This window comes from Arenibacter arenosicollis (genome assembly GCF_014397245.1).
In the GTDB taxonomy this organism is placed as follows: Bacteria; Bacteroidota; Bacteroidia; order Flavobacteriales; family Flavobacteriaceae; genus Arenibacter; species Arenibacter arenosicollis.
This window is the reverse complement of record NZ_JACLHY010000003.1, coordinates 232,208-250,794: the sequence shown is the minus strand read 5'-3', so window position 1 is coordinate 250,794 and position 18,587 is coordinate 232,208. Positions and strand designations below refer to the sequence as shown.

At 39.0% G+C, this 18,587-nt stretch carries 13 protein-coding genes; 9 read left to right on the top strand and 4 right to left on the bottom strand.

The genetic code is table 11. From position 1 onward, the window contains the following. The first annotated feature begins 4 nt into the window (after positions 1-4). Complete coding sequence (locus tag H4O18_RS05535; protein ID WP_187582233.1) at positions 5-1,792, top strand: SGNH/GDSL hydrolase family protein; 1,788 nt, start codon at positions 5-7, stop codon at positions 1,790-1,792. After that, complete coding sequence (locus H4O18_RS05530) at positions 1,782-3,068, top strand: glycoside hydrolase family 27 protein (RefSeq protein ID WP_187582231.1); 1,287 nt, start codon at positions 1,782-1,784, stop codon at positions 3,066-3,068. Before H4O18_RS05535 ends, H4O18_RS05530 begins: the two co-directional genes overlap by 11 nt. Positions 3,069-3,070: 2 nt before the next feature. Here the strand turns inward: H4O18_RS05530 and H4O18_RS05525 are convergent, their stop codons facing one another. From H4O18_RS05525 to H4O18_RS05515, 3 genes are all read right to left on the bottom strand, one after another. After that, complete coding sequence (locus H4O18_RS05525; RefSeq protein ID WP_187582229.1) at positions 3,071-3,913, bottom strand: N-acetylmuramoyl-L-alanine amidase-like domain-containing protein; 843 nt, start codon at positions 3,911-3,913, stop codon at positions 3,071-3,073. A 316-nt stretch (positions 3,914-4,229) separates the two neighbouring features. After that, on the bottom strand, positions 4,230-7,760 hold the full coding sequence (locus tag H4O18_RS05520; RefSeq protein WP_187582227.1) for a TraB/GumN family protein: 3,531 nt from the start codon (positions 7,758-7,760) through the stop codon (positions 4,230-4,232). A 122-nt stretch (positions 7,761-7,882) separates the two neighbouring features. Continuing rightward, on the bottom strand, positions 7,883-8,956 hold the full coding sequence (locus tag H4O18_RS05515) for a mechanosensitive ion channel family protein (protein ID WP_187582225.1): 1,074 nt from the start codon (positions 8,954-8,956) through the stop codon (positions 7,883-7,885). A 330-nt stretch (positions 8,957-9,286) separates the two neighbouring features. Between H4O18_RS05515 and hemH the strand changes: the two genes are divergently transcribed. Beyond that, complete coding sequence (gene hemH, locus H4O18_RS05510) at positions 9,287-10,318, top strand: ferrochelatase (protein ID WP_187582223.1); 1,032 nt, start codon at positions 9,287-9,289, stop codon at positions 10,316-10,318. Then, positions 10,318-11,703, top strand: a complete 1,386-nt coding sequence (locus H4O18_RS05505) for an MATE family efflux transporter (protein ID WP_187582221.1) — start codon at positions 10,318-10,320, stop codon at positions 11,701-11,703. The genes hemH and H4O18_RS05505 overlap by 1 nt, the downstream gene beginning before the upstream one ends. 89 nt (positions 11,704-11,792) lie before the next feature. Here the strand turns inward: H4O18_RS05505 and H4O18_RS05500 are convergent, their stop codons facing one another. After that, on the bottom strand, positions 11,793-12,572 hold the full coding sequence (locus tag H4O18_RS05500; RefSeq protein ID WP_187582219.1) for a tryptophan-rich sensory protein: 780 nt from the start codon (positions 12,570-12,572) through the stop codon (positions 11,793-11,795). A gap of 262 nt (positions 12,573-12,834) precedes the next feature. On the opposite strand from H4O18_RS05500, the gene H4O18_RS05495 reads away from it, so the two are divergent. The 5 genes from H4O18_RS05495 to H4O18_RS05475 all read left to right on the top strand — a co-directional run bounded on the left by H4O18_RS05495 (position 12,835) and on the right by H4O18_RS05475 (position 18,571). After that, positions 12,835-13,386, top strand: a complete 552-nt coding sequence (locus H4O18_RS05495) for a CopD family protein (protein WP_187582217.1) — start codon at positions 12,835-12,837, stop codon at positions 13,384-13,386. A gap of 116 nt (positions 13,387-13,502) precedes the next feature. Further along, complete coding sequence (locus tag H4O18_RS05490) at positions 13,503-14,942, top strand: sensor histidine kinase (protein ID WP_187582380.1); 1,440 nt, start codon at positions 13,503-13,505, stop codon at positions 14,940-14,942. Between the two features lie 55 nt (positions 14,943-14,997). Then, positions 14,998-15,780 carry an enoyl-CoA hydratase/isomerase family protein gene (locus H4O18_RS05485; RefSeq protein WP_187582215.1) on the top strand — a complete coding sequence of 261 codons (783 nt, stop codon included), beginning with the start codon at positions 14,998-15,000 and terminating at the stop codon, positions 15,778-15,780. A 22-nt stretch (positions 15,781-15,802) separates the two neighbouring features. Further along, the gene (locus tag H4O18_RS05480) at positions 15,803-17,368 is read left to right on the top strand and encodes a hypothetical protein (protein ID WP_187582212.1); all 1,566 of its coding nucleotides are present in this window, start codon (positions 15,803-15,805) and stop codon (positions 17,366-17,368) included. Between the two features lie 129 nt (positions 17,369-17,497). Further along, positions 17,498-18,571: a PA0069 family radical SAM protein gene (locus H4O18_RS05475; RefSeq protein WP_187582210.1), complete on the top strand. Its 1,074-nt coding sequence runs from the start codon at positions 17,498-17,500 to the stop codon at positions 18,569-18,571. The last annotated feature ends 16 nt before the right edge of the window (positions 18,572-18,587 follow it).

Below are 18,587 nucleotides of genomic sequence, written 5' to 3'. Positions count from 1 at the left end.
TTATATGAGAACAAAGTCGCTTATTGGTTTTTTTACAATTATTTTTCTGATTCAGTTGGCCAATGCCCAGGAGGATAAGAACATAAACTGGTGGAACCCAGCGGACGACAATTCCCTGGTCGTTGAAGGACAAGCTTGGCCAGATCAGGTGGCTTCAAGGTATCACAGATTACCAAAGCAGGCCGAGGGAAAAGTTCGGGCTGCTGTTTGGAACCTATCCAAACATTCAGCAGGCCTGTCTCTACGGTTTAGAAGTGACGCCGAATCTATTACGGTTCGCTATAAGGTGAAAGGAAATCATGCCATGGCCCATATGCCAGCAACCGGGGTTAGCGGGGTGGATCTATATGCCAAGACTAGTGATGGGGATTGGAGATGGTATAGAGGCAAGTATTCTTTTGCCGATACCATACAATATCGCTATTCCAACATAGACCCAAAAGAGAAATATCATACTAAGGGTAGGGAGTATCAGTTGTATTTGCCTCTGTACAATGAAGTGGAGTGGTTGGAAATTGGAGTGCCAACGGATGCTGTTTTGGAACCTTTGCCATTAAGAAGGGAGAAACCTGTGGTGGTTTATGGCACCTCCATTGCACATGGGGCCTGTGCCTCTCGCCCAGGAATGGCATGGACCTCTATCTTGGGAAGAAAATTGGATAGACCACTTATTAATTTAGCCTTTTCGGGAAATGGTAGAATGGAGGAAGAGGTAATTAATTTTATTACGGAAATTGATGCCAAATTATATGTGTTGGATTGTTTGCCGAATTTGGGCGCCACCAAAGATCGTTCGTTGGACGAGGTACGGCAACTTCTTATTTCCGGGGTGAAACAGTTAAGGACAAAGCGTCCCTCAGCGCCAATTTTGTTGGTGGAGCACGACGGTTATTCTGATGGTGCCGTAGACAGTGAACGTTTTAAAACCTATACCGATTTAAATAGAATGGCCAAGGAGGCATTTGCTCAATTGGAGGACGAGGGTATAAAGGATATTCATTTATTGACCAATGAAGAGCTGAATCTGTCCATGGAGAGTTTTGTAGATGGTACCCATCCCACCGATTTGGGGATGATGGAATATGCCGTGGCATATGAAAAGAAAGTACGCCAAGTAATAAAGGAACCTGTAGGTGTCCTTTCTACAACGATTCCTGTAACCCAAGCAAGGGAGCCAGAAATGTATCCTTGGGAGGGTCGCCATCAAGAGTTATTGAAAATGAATAAGGAAGCTGCTCCAAAAATATGTTTTTTCGGAAATAGTATAACCCATTATTGGGGCGGTAGCCCAAAAGCCAACTTAAGCAATGGAGCCGATTCATGGAAAACCTATTTGGAGGATTTACAGATAAGGAATTTTGGCTTTGGTTGGGATAGAGTGGAAAACGTGCTTTGGAGAATATATCACGATGAATTGGATGGCTTTGAAGCTGAGCAAATAGTCCTGATGATCGGCACCAACAATGAACACCTCAATACAGATGAAGAGATTCTCAGTGGATTGGAAATGGTGATCAGTGCCATAAAGGAAAGACAGCCTAATGCGCGACTGTTATTGCTGGGGTTGTTTCCAAGGGTAGACAAAGAGGAGCGTATGCGTAATTTAAATACTGGAATAGCAGCATTGGCGACCTCTAAAAATGTGGCTTATGCGGATATTGGTGTGGTTCTTTTGGACAAGGATCAGAAAATTGATGCCAGTCTTTTTTCGGATGGCTTGCACCCCAACGCAAAAGGTTACCGAAAAGTGGGCAAAATACTAAAACAAACCTTAGAGAAAAATGCGAACTAGAAATTTGAGAAGTACCGTTCCCATCCTGTTAAGCATATTGTCATTATCCTGTAATTTAAAGACAGATGGAAACTCTTCACATACCTCTTTGGACAAGGCGGAAACAAAGGAAGCCACAAGACCTCCCAAGGCACCCATTATGGGTTGGGCCAGCTGGAACAATTATCGAGTGAATATTAATGAAGAAATTATAAAATCCCAGGCAGATGCCATGGTGACTTCAGGTTTAAAGGATGCCGGTTATTCCTTCATCAATGTAGATGATGGCTTTTATGGGGGGCGGGATGAAAATGGAAACCTCTTGGTGCATAAGAACCGCTTTCCTTCCGGGATGAAGTCTTTGGCAGAGTATATTCATGCAAAAGGGCTAAAAGCAGGAATCTATTCCGATGCTGGAGTCAATACCTGTGCTTCTTATTGGGATAAAGATACCATCGGCTCCGGAATGGGGCTTTATGGACATGATCGGAAGGACTTGACCTTATATCTTAAGGAATGGAAATACGATTTTATTAAGGTGGATTGGTGTGGCGGAGAATGGTTGGGATTGGATGAGGAAATCAGATATTCAGAGATTGGAAAGATAATAAGGGAGATTAACCCCAATACAGTTTTCAATGTATGTAGATGGAAGTTTCCAGGTAAATGGGTAACACAGGTAGCAGATTCTTGGAGAATTTCCGGGGATATCAGCAATAGGTTCGAATCTATATTAAGGATTATTGATTTAAATGCCGATTTGTGGTCCTACGGTTCTGCCGGACATTATAATGATATGGATATGCTTCAAGTTGGAAGAGGAATGACCCTGGAGGAGGACAGGACCCATTTTTCCATGTGGTGCTTAATGCATTCCCCGCTTTTGTTGGGCAATGATCTAACTACCATGTCCAATGAAACATTGAAAATGGTAGGTAATCGTGAAATGATTGCACTCAATCAAAGTCCCTATGTTTATCAGGCAAGGCGTTTGATAGATTATGGGGAATTGGAAGTCTGGGCTAAACCTCTTATAGATACTATGAGTGGCGAAATAGCAGTAGGATTGCTTAATAGGTCCGATAGCCCGGCGAACATAACTTTTAATCTTTCGGAGGTTGGCATTAAGGCCTCGGAAGGATATACCATTCGAGATATATGGGCAGATAAAGACTATAAAACCACCACGGAAGAAACAATTCAGATGGAAGTTCCCGGTCACGGGATTGTGGTTATAAAGATTAAAGGAAAAGCCGTTCCCTTTAACGTTTTCCAGTTTAAGGAAAATAATTGGTAGTTTTATAAGGGGCGTGCTACCATAATCCCCGTATTACTTTTTATATCTTTTAGGTAATCGGCTAGGGGTAGTTTGGATACTTCTACCTCCATGGATCCTGTGGAAGCATGTAGTAGGTGTATTCTGCCGTCAGCTTCCCGACTAGCAATACCGGTGTGAGTAATATCAAGTCCTTTTATTGAAGTGGTCAGGGCTATAATGTCCCCAGATAGAATCAAATGTTCATTGGCTTTGATCTGGTCCTGAGGAAGGATACAGATGGACTGCGATTTAAGAAACTCTTCTGAAGCCTGTATTTTCTCATAGTTATCGGCATCTTTGAGAAAAGGATACAGTTCTCTATGTGTACTCATAAAATTAATGGCCTTACTGCTTTCCACACCTCCTATTTGGGAGGTCATATCTTTTAATAGGCCCTTATGCTCATTGTTGGCGATCCATTCTGAGAAATAATGTAGCCGTGAGGAGTAACCATTGAGGTTTCCATCCTTATACCGAATGGTTTCTAAGTGGTCGATAAAGCTATCAAAGTCCTTTTCGTTGTTTTGTAACATTAGACTAAAAGCCAAAACATTCTCTACAAAGGTGGTGCAATCCAACCCTTGAAAGTTAATGACCAAGGATTCAGTTTCTCCTATTTCCAAAGTTTTGGCCACATAGGGAATTCCTATAAAGGTTTTGCCCACTGCAACCATAGTCGATCCCATATCTTGGGTTTTAATTTGGGAAATTAAATTTATTTTGGTGTTAAAGGCTTCCCTGTCCTGGGGAGAACAAATTAGATTTTGGGCGTATCCATGGAGATTAAAATATAGAAAAATTAAAAAATAAAAAATATTTTTCATTGCTATTGTATTAAATATTTAGTTTATTAAGATATATCTATATCGTTATATATAAGATAATTGCAATTTTTAAATACTTATAGGTATGTATTTATCGGTTTCAGTTGGCCAAGTCCAGATTTAGGGGTAATTATACCTCTTAAAGGCCTAATTCAATTTGCAAAAGGTTCTTGGCGGAATATTTACATGTAAATAATTAATTAATGGCAAACATTCAAAACTAACTATTATATATTAATAATTTTTTATCTATTTCAACCACTCGAGTATGGATTAAAAGCAGATATCGTTATTTTCATAACAATAAGTTTAATATTTAATGCATAAACCCTGAATACGCGGAAGGGTTGTTCACTATAGCACGTTGTCTATCCTTCAAATTATACTCTTCGGTAGTTAAATCCAATACCTCTTCTTCCGTGCTGATGTCTGCAATGTTAAAACCTTTGTTTATATAGTAAGGTTTGGATTCAATATGATTCGATTTTTTGAATGCTAATAGATACATTTTTAAATTGTTACTATACTTATCTTTATCCTTTACTTTAAAGTAATAACCGTGGTAATTGTTATTGGGATAATACAATTTTTGATCCTTGATGTATTCAATAGTGTATTGCTCAGGATTTAATTCCAAGGTGTTATAGAGTATGGACTCCGCTATGGCCTGTTGATTTCTGTAGTTGGCAGGGAAGTAATTTAATTTGCCAATTTGCTGTAATTTCTCGAATAGTGATAATCGTGTTTCAGGGTTTTCAGCTAGGGAAATTATTAAACTTTTTGGTATTTTATTTTCACCATGCAAAGGATTTTCTTCGTTTTTAAGCAATAAGGCAATATATGACGTTTGAATTTCAGGGTCTTCTACCATAGAAAGACGTCGGAAGAATGCGGCGACCTCTATTTCTTTAATAAACGGATAAAGCAGTATGGCATAGTTTTCAAGAATGTCGTAATTGTTATCAGTTGTTTTGGGCGATTCTTCTGTTAATTGATCCATGGAAAGGCCTAGTTGTCTCTTTAGTTGAATCTTGGCATCATTTAATATTTGATTTTTGTACTTCTTGTAACTTTTTGGCTTTATCAAGCCCCTGGCTTTAAGTTTGGCGAGTATGGAAAAGATTGGGGATTTATATTCTTCTATGGCACTGTAGTCGAAAATCTCTGGGAACAGATTATTGGCAAGGGGTAGGCTGTCCAAATATGGTTGGAAGATGTTTTGAATCTCTTGTTTACTTGACACCAATGGCAGATCGGTAGACATTAGTCGTAGGAGCAGGGCCAAGGAGCTTTCATTTTGCTTTTTGCTGATTGCCTGTAATATCTTTGTTTGCGCCTTGGAGTTGTTATAGGATTTGGTATAGTAGGTCTCAAAGAACCTTGTGGCATCAACATCCTGCATTTGTGCCAATTTTTGAATTAAATGTGCCTGTAAGTATTTTTGATTGTCCTTAAAGTTGAACTCGGATATATAATATTTTAGGGAATCCTCGTGTTTTTTGTAAAACTGCACAAATGGATAGCCATCAAGGACAATACTATCGTTCTGTCTTATGGCCTTAAAGAAATCGGCTGTTTTATCACTTAAAATGGAAGAACCTATTAGGGTATCATGAGGGGAGAAGTTGTTGAAGAATTTATTGACAAACTTACTAGGAGGCAAAACAGTGTCTATAAGTGCTTTTACTTCGTAAAGCAAACCACCCTTAACAATGTTTTTGATCATTATTCCCCTAGTGCTACCAGTATCCACTAAGGTTAGGTTCATCTCGTGATATTTATTGTTGTATTGTGGCCTTTGCTCCCGTATAATGTTAAAGGTATTTTGAGCGTACAATTTTCTTCTAAGCCTCCATACCGAATCAATATTGGGAAACATTAGAAAATCATGGGCTTTATTAACAGTTACAAGGACGGCCTCGTTATTTTTATTTTGATAGACAGACTTCTTAGTGTATGCGCTATATGGTTTTGGTTTTTTGTGACGTTCGTAATAATTATTGCTGTTTTCAACAAACTTGGGAGGGTCGATAGGACTGACTGTCGAAAAAAACAAAGCGGTATCCTGGACTTTTTTAAACTCTTCGATATAATTTTGCTGCTTTACCTTAAAGGAATCGAAAAAATGCACGGCATCCGAACTATCTTTGGCTACGCTACCTAAGAGATAGTAGTTGTTGCTCCTAAAAACAGTCTTTAAATACAACTTTTGTGATCCGTTAGGGGTAAAGTTGGCTGAAGAGATCAAACTCTGATTGTCATAAGGCCCAAATTCCGGTTTCAGCTTAAGATCTTCATAAAATCGGGTTTGAATTTGTTTCAGTTCAAAGGTGTCCTCTTCAATAAAATTAAAATCATTTAAAGTAGCTTTTTTTAAAAAGAAATAGGAAGAGGTTTCTGGATCCACTCCTTCAATAAATCTATTCCCTTTCCTTTTCCGATTGGTAAAATTGTAGATAGAAGGCATTTCTACTTCAAAATCATCGAATTGGGAAAAAAGTACCGTTCGTTTTTTTTCTATTGAGCTAAAACTGATACTGTTAAATATAGTGTCTGAATGTTTTACTACATAATCACCATGTCCGCTCATTTTAAAAATGAGTATTTCCAAGGGGGTAATATAGATATGGTATCGTTGAAAATCGCCATTTTTCAACTGGTTTTTTATATCCAAACCAGGATATGGCCCAGTTTCAATCTTAGTCTTTTCAAGGATCTTTCCTGGGATATTCTCGAACAGCAGTTTATCAACATCTTCCAAGGTGTAGGAGTAGTCTTTTTTTAAATAGGAAAAAGTAGGAATGCGGTTCACCATAAGATAGCTGCCGTTAGCCAAATCCGGAGATACGTAGGTAGTATTGGTATATTCTGCTATTGGGTAGAGCTTGTTGGGAAGGAGAATACTAAAAAGAGCATCATCAGGAGTTCTTGTGTAATATTCATTGTTGAGGATTTTGGTTTCCAACGAATCTTTTAAGGCCCGTCCTTTGTATGAAAATCGGGAAGTAAGGGCCTTAACCTCGTATCCCTTGTTTCTAAGTAGTTGTATTACCCCATTTTTTCCTGGGAGGTGTGCTGCGCCAATACCGGTAAACACCTTTGCTGTTTGCATTAATGAATCCATCCGCTGCACCATATTTACATTACGCGCATAGAGCATATTTTGTAAATAATGCTCTGTATACATGGCCTGGTCAAGGCTATCTATAAGATTTATATTGCGTTCCCTATAGGCGTCCTGTAAAAGTGACATGACCTCCTGGGTCTGCATTTTTTTCTGAAGCCATTCGTCAGGTTTGGGTTTCATGGCATTCATGTTGGCCCTCCCCACCAAAGCGCTGGATTCTTCCAGGTCTTCCAAGGCCACTATGGGTTTGGTAAACTTTTTACCCGCCTGATAAATAAACATGTCCAAATAGGTTTCCTCTTCAAAGTTTTGGGAGGTTTCATTGGTACGGTAGAGAATGTTGTTCACTAAGCGATCGTCGAGGGAGAGGTAGGAGGATACGATTTCTTTTGTAGGGTTTTTTATTGCAAAGGGGTATATATAAAAACCCTTGGTAATAAAGCCGGTTCCATATCCAACTCCTCCGCTACGCATTTTTCCATAGTCTTCCAACCAACTGTCCGGATCCGATTCCAAGGCCACTATTTCACTTTTGTCCAATGCTTCGTAAAAAACGTCGTCCAACCTGAAAGCAATTTTTTGACTTACATGCATGGTACCGTACAGATAAGACGATTGCTGTAGATTATTGCCAGATATTTCCCATAAGAGACTGTTCTCTTCCTGGGCAGAAATGCCATAGGATACGAATAGTAGAAGAAAACCTAAGCAAAAGCGCATACCGAATCCAAATTTTTGTTAAAAATGCTTCAAAAATATATAGGAATAAAGGCTTGGGGCATAATTAACGTTTTATTTGTATTAAAGCCACATTTTTCATGCCAATCAATAGAGAATGCCCGCTACTTTTTAGAGGAGTTGGGCTCGGTATTATCGGTAAGGTATAAACGGGTATGTGGTAGGCTTTCCGGATAATGTTCTTGTAAAAAACCAATCAGTTTTTCCCGAACCAAAACCCTTAAATCCCATGCGGTGGGCGAGTCAACTGCGCTCATTAATGCCCTTATCTCAACACTCTGGGCCTTGGCATCAGTAACTTGGAGTACATTTACGTTACCATCCCATAATTCTGAAGAGGACAATATCCTTGTGAGTTCTTCCCTAAGCTTATCGAATGGAACGCGATAATCTGTATGAATAAAAACAGTTCCCAAGATATCTGCGGATGTTTTGGTCCAATTCTGAAAAGGGTTTTCTATAAAATAGGTGGTGGGGACAATTAGCCGCCTTTTATCCCAAATTTTAATTACTACATAAGTCAGTGTAATTTCTTCTATCCGACCCCACTCGCCCTCCACCACCACCACATCATCAAACTTAATGGGTTGGGTAATGGCAATCTGAATTCCGGCCAAGATACTTCCAATTAGTTTCTGGGCGGAGAAACCTATAATTATACCCGCTACCCCGGCGGAAGCAAAAAGACTTACACCAATCTCCCGGATGCTGTCAAAACTCATTAAGGCGGCCCCCAAAGCCAATACCGCCACAACCACGATAAAAATCCGTTCTAAAATATTGAATTGGGTGTATATTTTTCGAGCCTTAAGATTGTCGGATGTTTTTACATCATAGTTTTTGATAATCAATTTTTTGGCAACTTTTAAGGCTACCAAAATCAGCCAAGTGATAGAAAATATGATAAGAAGGGTGCTGGCCTTTTTTATGACAAAACTAAAATCATTTAAATATAATAGGGTATGAAGCGATTTTGAACGGATTAAGAAAGAAAGGAATAAGATGAAAAGGGGCAGACTCACTTTTTTCATGGCATCCTTAGGAATCAGATATTTTGGATTGCTTCCCAATTTTCGAAGGGTAGTGTAGGTGATTATGTAAAGTATAGCCAAAAGTACAAACGTACCAATAGCATAAACTAAGGTCTGGTTGTCTACGTTTTTTAAAATATTTCCCATCTATATAGAATTTTTATTCAATGATATCCGTAACATACTAAAATCTATTCAATATATAGATTTTGAAAGCCTTTATCATTGTTAAACCCTTAGACATAGTATACTTATATACCTTTGATGTAGGTATGGTAGACCTCAAACCCCGAACACTGGTGACAGAGGGCTTAGCAAATAAAATACTTATTGGTATTAAAACGTAACGTTATTTATTTTTGCATTTAAATTGGTCTTATCTATTCCAGTATAAAGAAACTATTTAATGGATTTAAATTATAGTTACCCTGCATGTGTTATTTTTGTTGTTTAAGTAAATTAATATAACAAGGAATAATGAAAGGAGTTTTGTTAGTAAACCTAGGTTCCCCGGATAGTCCCACACCTAAGGATGTTAAACCTTATTTGGATGAATTTTTAATGGATGAAAGGGTTATCGATGTTCCCAAGTGGTTAAGGAATATTATTGTGCGAGGGATAATTTTGCAAACAAGACCCAAGAAATCCGCCGAGGCCTACCAAAAGATATGGTGGGAAGAGGGATCTCCCTTAGTCGTAATTTCCGAACGCTTTGCGGATAAGGTAAAGGAACAAAGTGAAATTCCGGTCGCCTTGGGAATGCGTTATGGTAGTATGACCATTAAAAAGGGCCTTGATCAGCTTCATAAAAAAGGAGTGGATGAGGTACTGTTGGTGCCATTATATCCGCATTATGCCATGTCTTCCTACGAAACCGTTGTGGTAAAGACCATGGAGGTACGAGAGGAATTTTTTCCCAAAATGGAAATTACAACCCTTCCGGCGTTTTATAAAAATAAGGACTATATTGAAGTACTTTCAAAAAGCATTGCTGAGGGATTGGAAGGTTTTGAATATGACCATATTTTATTTTCCTACCACGGTATTCCCGAAAGACATATTAGAAAGTCCGACCCTACAAAATTCCATTGCAAGATAGATGACAACTGTTGTAAGACCAATTCTGTGGCGCATCATACCTGCTATCGCCATCAGTGTTATGAGATGACTGAAAAAGTAAAGGAAAATCTTGGACTTTCCAATGATAAGGTGAGTCTTTCCTTTCAGTCCAGATTGCCCAACGATCCTTGGTTAAAACCTTATACTGACTTTGAGTTTGAGCGTTTTCCTAAGGAAGGCATTAAGCGTTTGGCGGTAATTACCCCTGCCTTTGTTGCGGATTGTCTGGAAACTTTGGAGGAAATTGCCATGGAAGGAAAACATCAGTTTCAAGAAGCAGGAGGTGAGGACTATAAACATATACCTTGCCTAAACGACAATGAAGCCTGGGTGAACTTAATGGTAAAATGGATCGGAGACTGGGAGGCTAAAGAAACACTTCCAGTGTAATGGCTAAAGTGTCCTCAGAACAGTTGGGCAGCGAGTCTATAGGTAAATTGCTGGTAAAACAGGCAGTTCCGGCCTCCATAGGCATTTTGGTCATGTCCTTGAACGTTCTTGTCGATTCTATTTTTGTGGGTAATTGGATAGGTTCCATAGCCATAGCGGCAATCAATGTAGTGCTTCCGGTATCCTTTTTTATAGCGGCTTTAGGAATGGCCATCGGTATTGGAGGTTCTAGCATTATTTCCCGTGCCTTGGGCGAAAATAATAGGGAAAAGGCACTTAAAACCTTTGGAAACCAAATTACCCTAACACTTCTGGTTACCATAGTTATGGTGATATTGGGGCTGTACTATGTAAATAGCCTTATCCCGGCCTTTGGGGGCAAAGGGGATATTTTTGGGCCGGCCAAAATTTATTACACCATTGTTTTATACGGGGTGCCCTTTTTGGCCCTTTGTATGATGGGAAATACGGTTATTAGGGCGGAAGGCAAGCCTAGATTTGCCATGAACGCTATGATAATTCCCTCTGTAGGTAATCTGTTGATGGATTATATCTTCATCTATGTCTTTGATTGGGGTATGGAAGGGGCGGCATGGGCAACGACTATTGGTTATTTTCTTTGTTTTGCCTATATCCTTTATTTTTTTCTTTCCAAAAATTCCGAGCTTAAATTGAAGTGGTCCCATTTTGGGTTAGATCGTCCTATTCTAAGTGAAATAGGGGCTTTGGGTTTCGTTACCTTGTCCAGGCAGGCCGTAATAAGCTTAATCTATTTATTGATGAACAATATCCTTTTTGGTTTGGGAGGAGAGGCCATGATTGCGGTCTATGCCATTATTGCTCGTATGCTTATGTTTGCCTTTTTTCCTGTTTTTGGGGTAACTCAGGGATTTTTGCCTATTGCAGGCTTTAATTACGGAGCCAAAAAATACCAAAGGGTACGAGAATCGATAAATACTGCGATTCTTTATGCCGCTGGCTTGGCTTTTATAGTGTTTGTGGGTCTCATGATTTTTCCTGCGGAGATTGCAGCCTTGTTCTTGAGTAATCGTCCAGACATGTCGGCAGACGAATTGGCTATGAATACTTTTGTGTTGGAACATACCCCCTCAGCCATGCGTTGGGTCTTTGCGGCAACACCTATAATTGCGGTTCAATTGATCGGCGCGGCTTATTTTCAGGCCATCGGAAAAGCCGTGCCGGCACTATTATTGACCTTGAGCAGACAGGGATTCTTTTTTATACCGCTCATTTTAATTTTACCTAATTACCTGGGAGAACTTGGAGTTTGGATTTCTTTTCCTATTGCAGATGTTCTGGCCACCTTGGTTACAGGTTATTTTTTAAGGAAAGAGGTGAGGGCGACCTTGGTAGAAAAACCATAAGTAATTCAGGCTATGAGAAATCAACATCTTGTAACCCATTTGGCAGATAATTATAAAGCAGTAGGCTTAATATCCAGGTTTTAAATAATTCAAAGTTTAAAAAAGGGGTTGGACTTCCTATTGCTATATCCATGGAATAATATTACGGATAGAAGAATTGCACTACACGCCAATGCCGTATATGCCGGGATTTCCAAACTGTCCTGATGCCTAATATAGATGGCGAACAGTGCCCAGACCCCAACAGCGGCAAATTCGCGCATGTTTCTTTTGTAAATGATGACCAGATTTATCAAAGTGGCAATTACTATGAGCACCATGGTCCATTGCACTTCGGTTAGAAATGCGCCGTCCCAACCTATTTTAGTTAGATATAGGGCAATATTGGCTATAGTGGCAACGGTAATCCATCCACTGTAAAGACATATGGGCCACCAAGAAAAGACTATTATTTCCTTAGGGGCATCCCATCGTTCCATATTGGTATTGATAATGATTTTTAATAGTGAGATAAGGATTCCGACAATGATAATAACAGTTAAGCCCATATAATCATAAGCAAATGCAATGACCCATAAAGCATTCAAGACATTGGCAATGGCAAACCAATATCCGGTTTGTTCTATGTAGGCCAGTTCTTTCTTATCATAAAAAACAACCTTGACTTGAAAAAGGGCATAGGCTAATAAGCTAAGAAAAATGAGGCCCCAAATGGCAAATGCATAGCTCGCAGGAGTAAAAAGATTGCTGTACCGCTGACTTAATTCCCCTATAGTGGTATCGTTAATGCGGACGGCTTGTGAGATGTAATTTACGGCAATGACCAAAACCACTGAGAGTAGGTTTATAATGGAAAGCTTTCTTTGCATTTACCCAAATTACGTAACTTTTCCAGGGAATTAGCTATTGCTAAAAAAATTATACCATTCCATATAAATCCTAATATTCTTGCACGGCATATTGTATTTTTTTTTCGACAAAGATTACGGCAGACATTTTCCGAAAGACAATGGATTTAGGATATTTCTTAATAGGCTTGGTTTCCTATATTAAGGGTATAAACCAGTACGGATACCAAAGATTAGTTTTTCAGAAAACCGTCTACTATCTTTACGGAAGAATAGCTATTAAATGACCGACTATTACAATTATATTAAAGCCTTACACCTCATTTTTGTGGTTACCTGGTTTGCGGGATTGTTTTATATACCTCGATTGTTTATCTATCATATTGAGGCCGATCAAAAACCATCGCCTGAACGGGAGATTCTAACCCATCAATTAAAGTTGATGACCAAACGTTTATGGTTTATCATTACCTGGCCTTCCGCCATTTTGGCCACATTATTCGCTATTTGGTTATTGATATTATATCCAGCTTGGTTGCTACAACCGTGGATGCATATAAAACTCACCTTTGTGGTGTTGCTTTTTCTCTACCACCTAAAGAATCACCAGATTTTTAAACAATTGCAGCGCGATGAGGTAAAATATACCTCCAGGTTTATGCGCATATGGAACGAGGGAGCCACCCTGATTCTGTTCGCGGTTGTCTTTTTGGTTATTTTAAAGGGTACTTTTAATTGGATTTTTGGTGTTGTCGGAATAATTGTTCTGGGTGTACTACTTATGTTGGGGATTAGACTTTATAAGCGGATCCGTGATAAAAATCCTGAAGCTTAGGCACTACTTGATGCTAAATTGCCATTAATTTTGGCGTGATAATTGTTACCTTTAAGATCTAAATTAGATTTCAGTTGCTCACAAACTTTTCCTTGCGTTCCCGAATTTTTATCTCCATGATTTTTTGGGTGGTGATTGCATTTGTATTGATTGCAGCCGTTACGGTATATCAGTACAGTGAACAGAATAGGGATTACCATACTGAACGTATGGAACGTAAGGAGGAACAGATAAAGCAAAGTATAGATTTAGTACTTCAAAAGACTACCTATCCTGTAACTACGGAAAATTTGGGGCATATTTTTAGGGATGAAATATATGAGATTGCCCTGGTACAGAATATTAATTTTAATATTTACGATCTGCAAGGCCAGTTAATTAAGAGTTCTAGGCCTAAATTTGAAATAGATTCCATTTCTACTTGTTTGGATGCCGAAGTGTTGAACAAATTGGCTACCATGCCCTCCAAGAGATATGTTGAGCAAAAATCGGCTGCTGGATTCAATTATCAGGCCTCCTATACCTACATAAGCGACAAAAGATTTAAACATGTAGGTATTTTAAACCTGCCCTATTTTGAAGACAATTCATTTAATGATAAGGAATTAAAAGAGATACTTTTAAGGCTTACAGGGGCCTATCTTCTGTTGATGCTTTTAGCCATTGGCCTTGCCTATTTTATTTCCAAATACATTACCAGATCTTTACAGACCATTTCGGACCGATTGAATCAAACAGATTTGACCAAGCGGAACGAGAAAATTATTGTCGAGAATCCGAGTGAGGAAATTGGCAAATTGATTACCTCCTATAACGAAATGATCGATGAGCTAGAGGTAAGTGCGGCAAAATTGGCAAAAGGGGAGCGGGAGCAAGCATGGCGAGAAATGGCAAAACAGGTGGCACATGAGATTAAAAATCCTCTAACACCCATGCGCCTCAGCGTACAGAATTTTGAACGTAGATTCGACCCCAAGGATCCGGATATTACAAAAAAGGTTTCAGAATATTCAAAAACACTGATTCAGCAAATTGATACTATGAGTAGTATCGCCTCCGCATTTTCCAATTTTGCCAATATGCCTGCCCAGCAGAACGAGACTTTAAATGTGGTGAAGATTGTAAAGATGGCGGTTGACATTTTTGATGAAAATTATATTCACTTTTCCTCTGATGTAGAGGAAATAATAGCCAAATTAGATCGCACCCAATTAATTAGAGTGGTTACCAATCTTGTTAAAAACGCCACCCAGGCAATCGTGAAAGTGGAGTCTCCTTATATTATGGTAACCGTTTCCCAAGATGGAGATTTTGTAAAAATGACCGTTGAAGATAATGGCCTCGGGATACCGTTGGAAGTACGGGATAAGGTTTTTGAACCCAAATTCACTACCAAGAGCAGTGGAATGGGTCTAGGTCTGGGGATGGTGAAAAATATTGTGGAAAACTATCAAGGGACGATCAACTTTACATCGGAGACCAACAAAGGAACCGTATTTACGGTCCGGTTTCCTATTGCCAGAGCAGGGGCAACTTCCATGGCCCCCAACGCATAATGAAGTAAATACTGAATATTTTTTATAATACAAGGTTTAACTTAATCTTAAAGCAATGCAAAACGAAAACTTACTCATTAATTCAGAAGCGACTGTAGCCGTTATCACCATTAATAGGCCTACCAAGTTGAATGCACTTAATAAGGCAACTATAGAAGAGCTGCACTTTGCCTTTAAAGATTTGGAAAAGGATAAAAAGGTAAAGGTTATAATCTTAACGGGAAGCGGTGAAAAGGCATTTGTAGCCGGAGCAGATATTTCCGAGTTCGCCAATTTTTCAGAAAAAGAAGGTGGGAAACTGGCATCAAAAGGTCAAAAACAATTGTTCGATTTTGTAGAAAACCTATCCACTCCCGTTATAGCGGCAATCAACGGATTTGCTTTGGGAGGTGGTTTGGAATTGGCCATGGCCTGCCATTTCAGGGTAGCCAGCCACAATGCCAGAATGGGTCTCCCTGAAGTTTCCTTGGGTGTTATACCGGGCTATGGAGGTACACAGCGCTTACCGCAACTAATTGGTCGGGGCAGGGCTATGGAAATGATTCTTACCGCCGGAATGATCGATGCGTCTAAAGCATTGGAGTTTGGGTTGGTCAACTATGTGGTTGAACAGGAACATTTAATGGATCTATGTATGAAATTTGCAGGTAAGATATCGAATAATTCACCTGTAGCCATCGGTTATGCAATAAAAGCGATAAATGCTGGTTTTAACAATAGTATTAATGGGTTCAAAACGGAAATAGAGGCTTTTGGCAGTTGTTTTGGTACTTCGGATTTTAAGGAAGGGACCACTGCGTTTTTGGAAAAAAGAAAAGCCAATTTTCCGGGTGCTTAAAAGATACCCTAAATAGCTTGTTATGAATATCAGGAAAAACCTTGGGTTGCTAAGCTTGTTTTTGTCCTTTTTTTACTTGACTCAAGCACAGGAAATGCCTGTGAAATATAGTTTTGGAGAAAAATATAACGATAGGTACAAATATTCCAACCTCTTGGAAATTTCCGATGACGGTATGGGTGGTACAATTTTGGTACGCTCCTATTACACTGGAATAATCTTAAAACCAAGGGGTTATTATATTGAGCATTACAATAAGGATTTAGAGCTGGTTGCAGAATACAATTACAAGATAAAGGGTCTCGATTTTGTAAATGCCTTTGTCAAGAACGGACAACTGAATATACTTTTGTTGGAATACAATCTAGGTAAGGGTTCCTATGATTATGTGGTACATAGAAGTTCCATAAGCAGTTTTAATTTTACCGAGGAGACAATTCTTTCCATATCTTCCCAGGAAGTAGCCGAGCCTTTGGATCATAACTACTACAAGAGGAATTTTTCATCAGGTTTTACCACCACCACTTTTTTTAACGAGGACAAATCTGCCTTTGCCATTAGCACCCATTTTAAAAAAGGGAGGGATGAAAAGCATTTCGTATATCTCTTCAATAGTAGTCTGAACAAGCTTATGGAATACGACTTCTCCGAGCAGATAGAGGAAAAGAACTATGCCTTTGAGAATATGGTTACCTCCAAGGATTTAAGTCAGTTATATCTTGTTGGCAAAGCCTATTATAAAAAGAAACGTTTTGCTGCCACAGATCGCAAATTTCAATATGAAATGCTCAAGGTGACCAAGAGCGGGGCGGGAATCCAAACTTTTGATGACCCTGGTAAATTTTCTGAAGCTTTAAAACCTATAATTGTAAATGGCAAATTGATTTGTGTCGGATTTTATGCAGATCGAAAGGATAATAGATATAACGGCTTGGCCTATTTTGAGCTCGACAGAAACTCCCTTGCCCTTAATGCCAAAAAATATAATCCGTTTTCACAACAATTTATGGCTGATAAGTTTGGTAGGGAAGACGATTTGGAGATTAAGAATTTAGTCTTTAAGGATGTTAGTGTAACCAAAGACAACTCCATTCTGTTCAATGCGGAGGAATACTTTGTTACTTCCAGTGTACAGCAAGATCCAACTGGTTCCAGGGTAAAAATTGAAAGGTTTCACTACAATGATATTGTCAGTGCCAAACTAAATGCCGAGGGAGATATTATTTGGGCCAGGAATATTAACAAATCTGAGGTTACCCAAGGTGATGGCGCCTATGCCTCCTATAGCTCCTGTGCTAGGGGCGATAATACTTATTATGTAATCAGCACTGCTTCGGAAAACCCACAATTGTTAAGTGGTGAAAGGCTAATTTTTAGGCAGGGCCTTAGTCGTAATAGAAATGTTTTCATGATTAGGTTGGACAAGGATGGTAAGATCAGTTATGAAAAGGTTATCGATGACAATGAAGCCAGACTCCCTTTAATGGTCTCTATGCCGTTAATTGATAGGGAGAATAGCCGAATGCTCTACTATGCCAAAAGAGGTTCCAAAAAACAGTTGGTGAGTGTTGAAATTAATACTCCATAAACCATATTTTATTTATATAGGTTTCCCTCCACAATGGTTATTGGGATCTACTAGCCTGTTTAGTTAATTAACATATATACGGTCAATTAATTTGGAAATATTCCATATTTTTGGAATAAATCCAACATATTGAAGTCTAATAATTATATAAAAGGTCGTGGTGCCCAGCATAATTCCAACAATAGGTTTGCCCAATTCTCCAATGAATTAAGGGACGATTTTTTGGAGTTTTGTCGCTTGGAAGGGGAAACTGCGGACAATAACAAGACACAGTACCTTCCCATCTTTCCAAAGTCTATCGTCAATAAAGTTGATAGTCCAGACGTAGGCATGAGCTTTTCATTGAACCCATACCAAGGCTGTGAGCACGGATGCATTTATTGTTATGCAAGGAATAGTCATGAGTATTGGGGTTATAGCGCCGGGCTCGATTTTGAACGAAAAATTCTGGTAAAAAAGGATGCTCCGGCCTTATTGGAGGCCAAATTGAAAAGTAATAATTGGAAGGCAGCTACCATTGTACTTTCCGGGAATACAGATTGTTATCAACCTGCAGAAAATCAATTTAAAATTACAAGGGCTTGTCTGGAAGTTTTTCAGAGATACCGTCATCCAGTGGGCATAATTACTAAAAATGCGTTGGTATTACGGGATCTGGATATCCTGACCCAATTGGCGGCGGATAATTTGATCGGGGTAAATATTTCCGTAACTTCTTTATCCGAAGAAACCAGGCGTATATTGGAACCTAGGACAACAACCATTAAAAAGAGACTGGAGACCATTAGGATATTATCCGAAAATAATATTCCGGTAAATGCTATGTTGGCTCCAATTATTCCGGGTATAAACAGTCATGAAATACTTAATTTGGCCCAGGCGGTATCGGATAACGGGGCTCTTTCCTTTGGGTTTACCGTCGTTAGGTTAAATGGTGCCATAGGCCAAATTTTTGAGGATTGGATAAAAAAGACCCTTCCCGACAGGGCCAATAAAGTGTTGCAGCAGATAGCGGACTGTCATGGAGGAGCTTTAAACGATAGTCGTTTTGGAATTCGTAACAAAGGTGAGGGTAAAATTGCTCAACAAATCCATGATATGGCACATTTGGCGCGACAAAAGTATTTTAAGGACAAAACCTTTCCCAAACTTAATACAAGCCTTCACGAACAATATAAATTAGGACAGATGAAATTATTTTGAAAATAATGGTAAGATA

Bases quoted from the DNA above. Each gene is read 5' to 3' on its own strand.
- H4O18_RS05525 (WP_187582229.1), bottom strand. From the start codon at position 3,913: ATGAAAAATATTTTTTATTTTTTAATTTTTCTATATTTTAATCTCCAT.
- H4O18_RS05495 (WP_187582217.1), top strand. From the start codon at position 12,835: ATGACCGACTATTACAATTATATTAAAGCCTTACACCTCATTTTTGTG.
- H4O18_RS05530 (WP_187582231.1), top strand. From the start codon at position 1,782: ATGCGAACTAGAAATTTGAGAAGTACCGTTCCCATCCTGTTAAGCATA.
- H4O18_RS05490 (WP_187582380.1), top strand. From the start codon at position 13,503: ATGATTTTTTGGGTGGTGATTGCATTTGTATTGATTGCAGCCGTTACG.
- H4O18_RS05505 (WP_187582221.1), top strand. From the start codon at position 10,318: ATGGCTAAAGTGTCCTCAGAACAGTTGGGCAGCGAGTCTATAGGTAAA.
- H4O18_RS05500 (WP_187582219.1), bottom strand. From the start codon at position 12,572: ATGCAAAGAAAGCTTTCCATTATAAACCTACTCTCAGTGGTTTTGGTC.
- H4O18_RS05515 (WP_187582225.1), bottom strand. From the start codon at position 8,956: ATGGGAAATATTTTAAAAAACGTAGACAACCAGACCTTAGTTTATGCT.
- H4O18_RS05520 (WP_187582227.1), bottom strand. From the start codon at position 7,760: ATGCGCTTTTGCTTAGGTTTTCTTCTACTATTCGTATCCTATGGCATT.
- hemH (WP_187582223.1), top strand. From the start codon at position 9,287: ATGAAAGGAGTTTTGTTAGTAAACCTAGGTTCCCCGGATAGTCCCACA.
- H4O18_RS05535 (WP_187582233.1), top strand. From the start codon at position 5: ATGAGAACAAAGTCGCTTATTGGTTTTTTTACAATTATTTTTCTGATT.
- H4O18_RS05485 (WP_187582215.1), top strand. From the start codon at position 14,998: ATGCAAAACGAAAACTTACTCATTAATTCAGAAGCGACTGTAGCCGTT.
- H4O18_RS05480 (WP_187582212.1), top strand. From the start codon at position 15,803: ATGAATATCAGGAAAAACCTTGGGTTGCTAAGCTTGTTTTTGTCCTTT.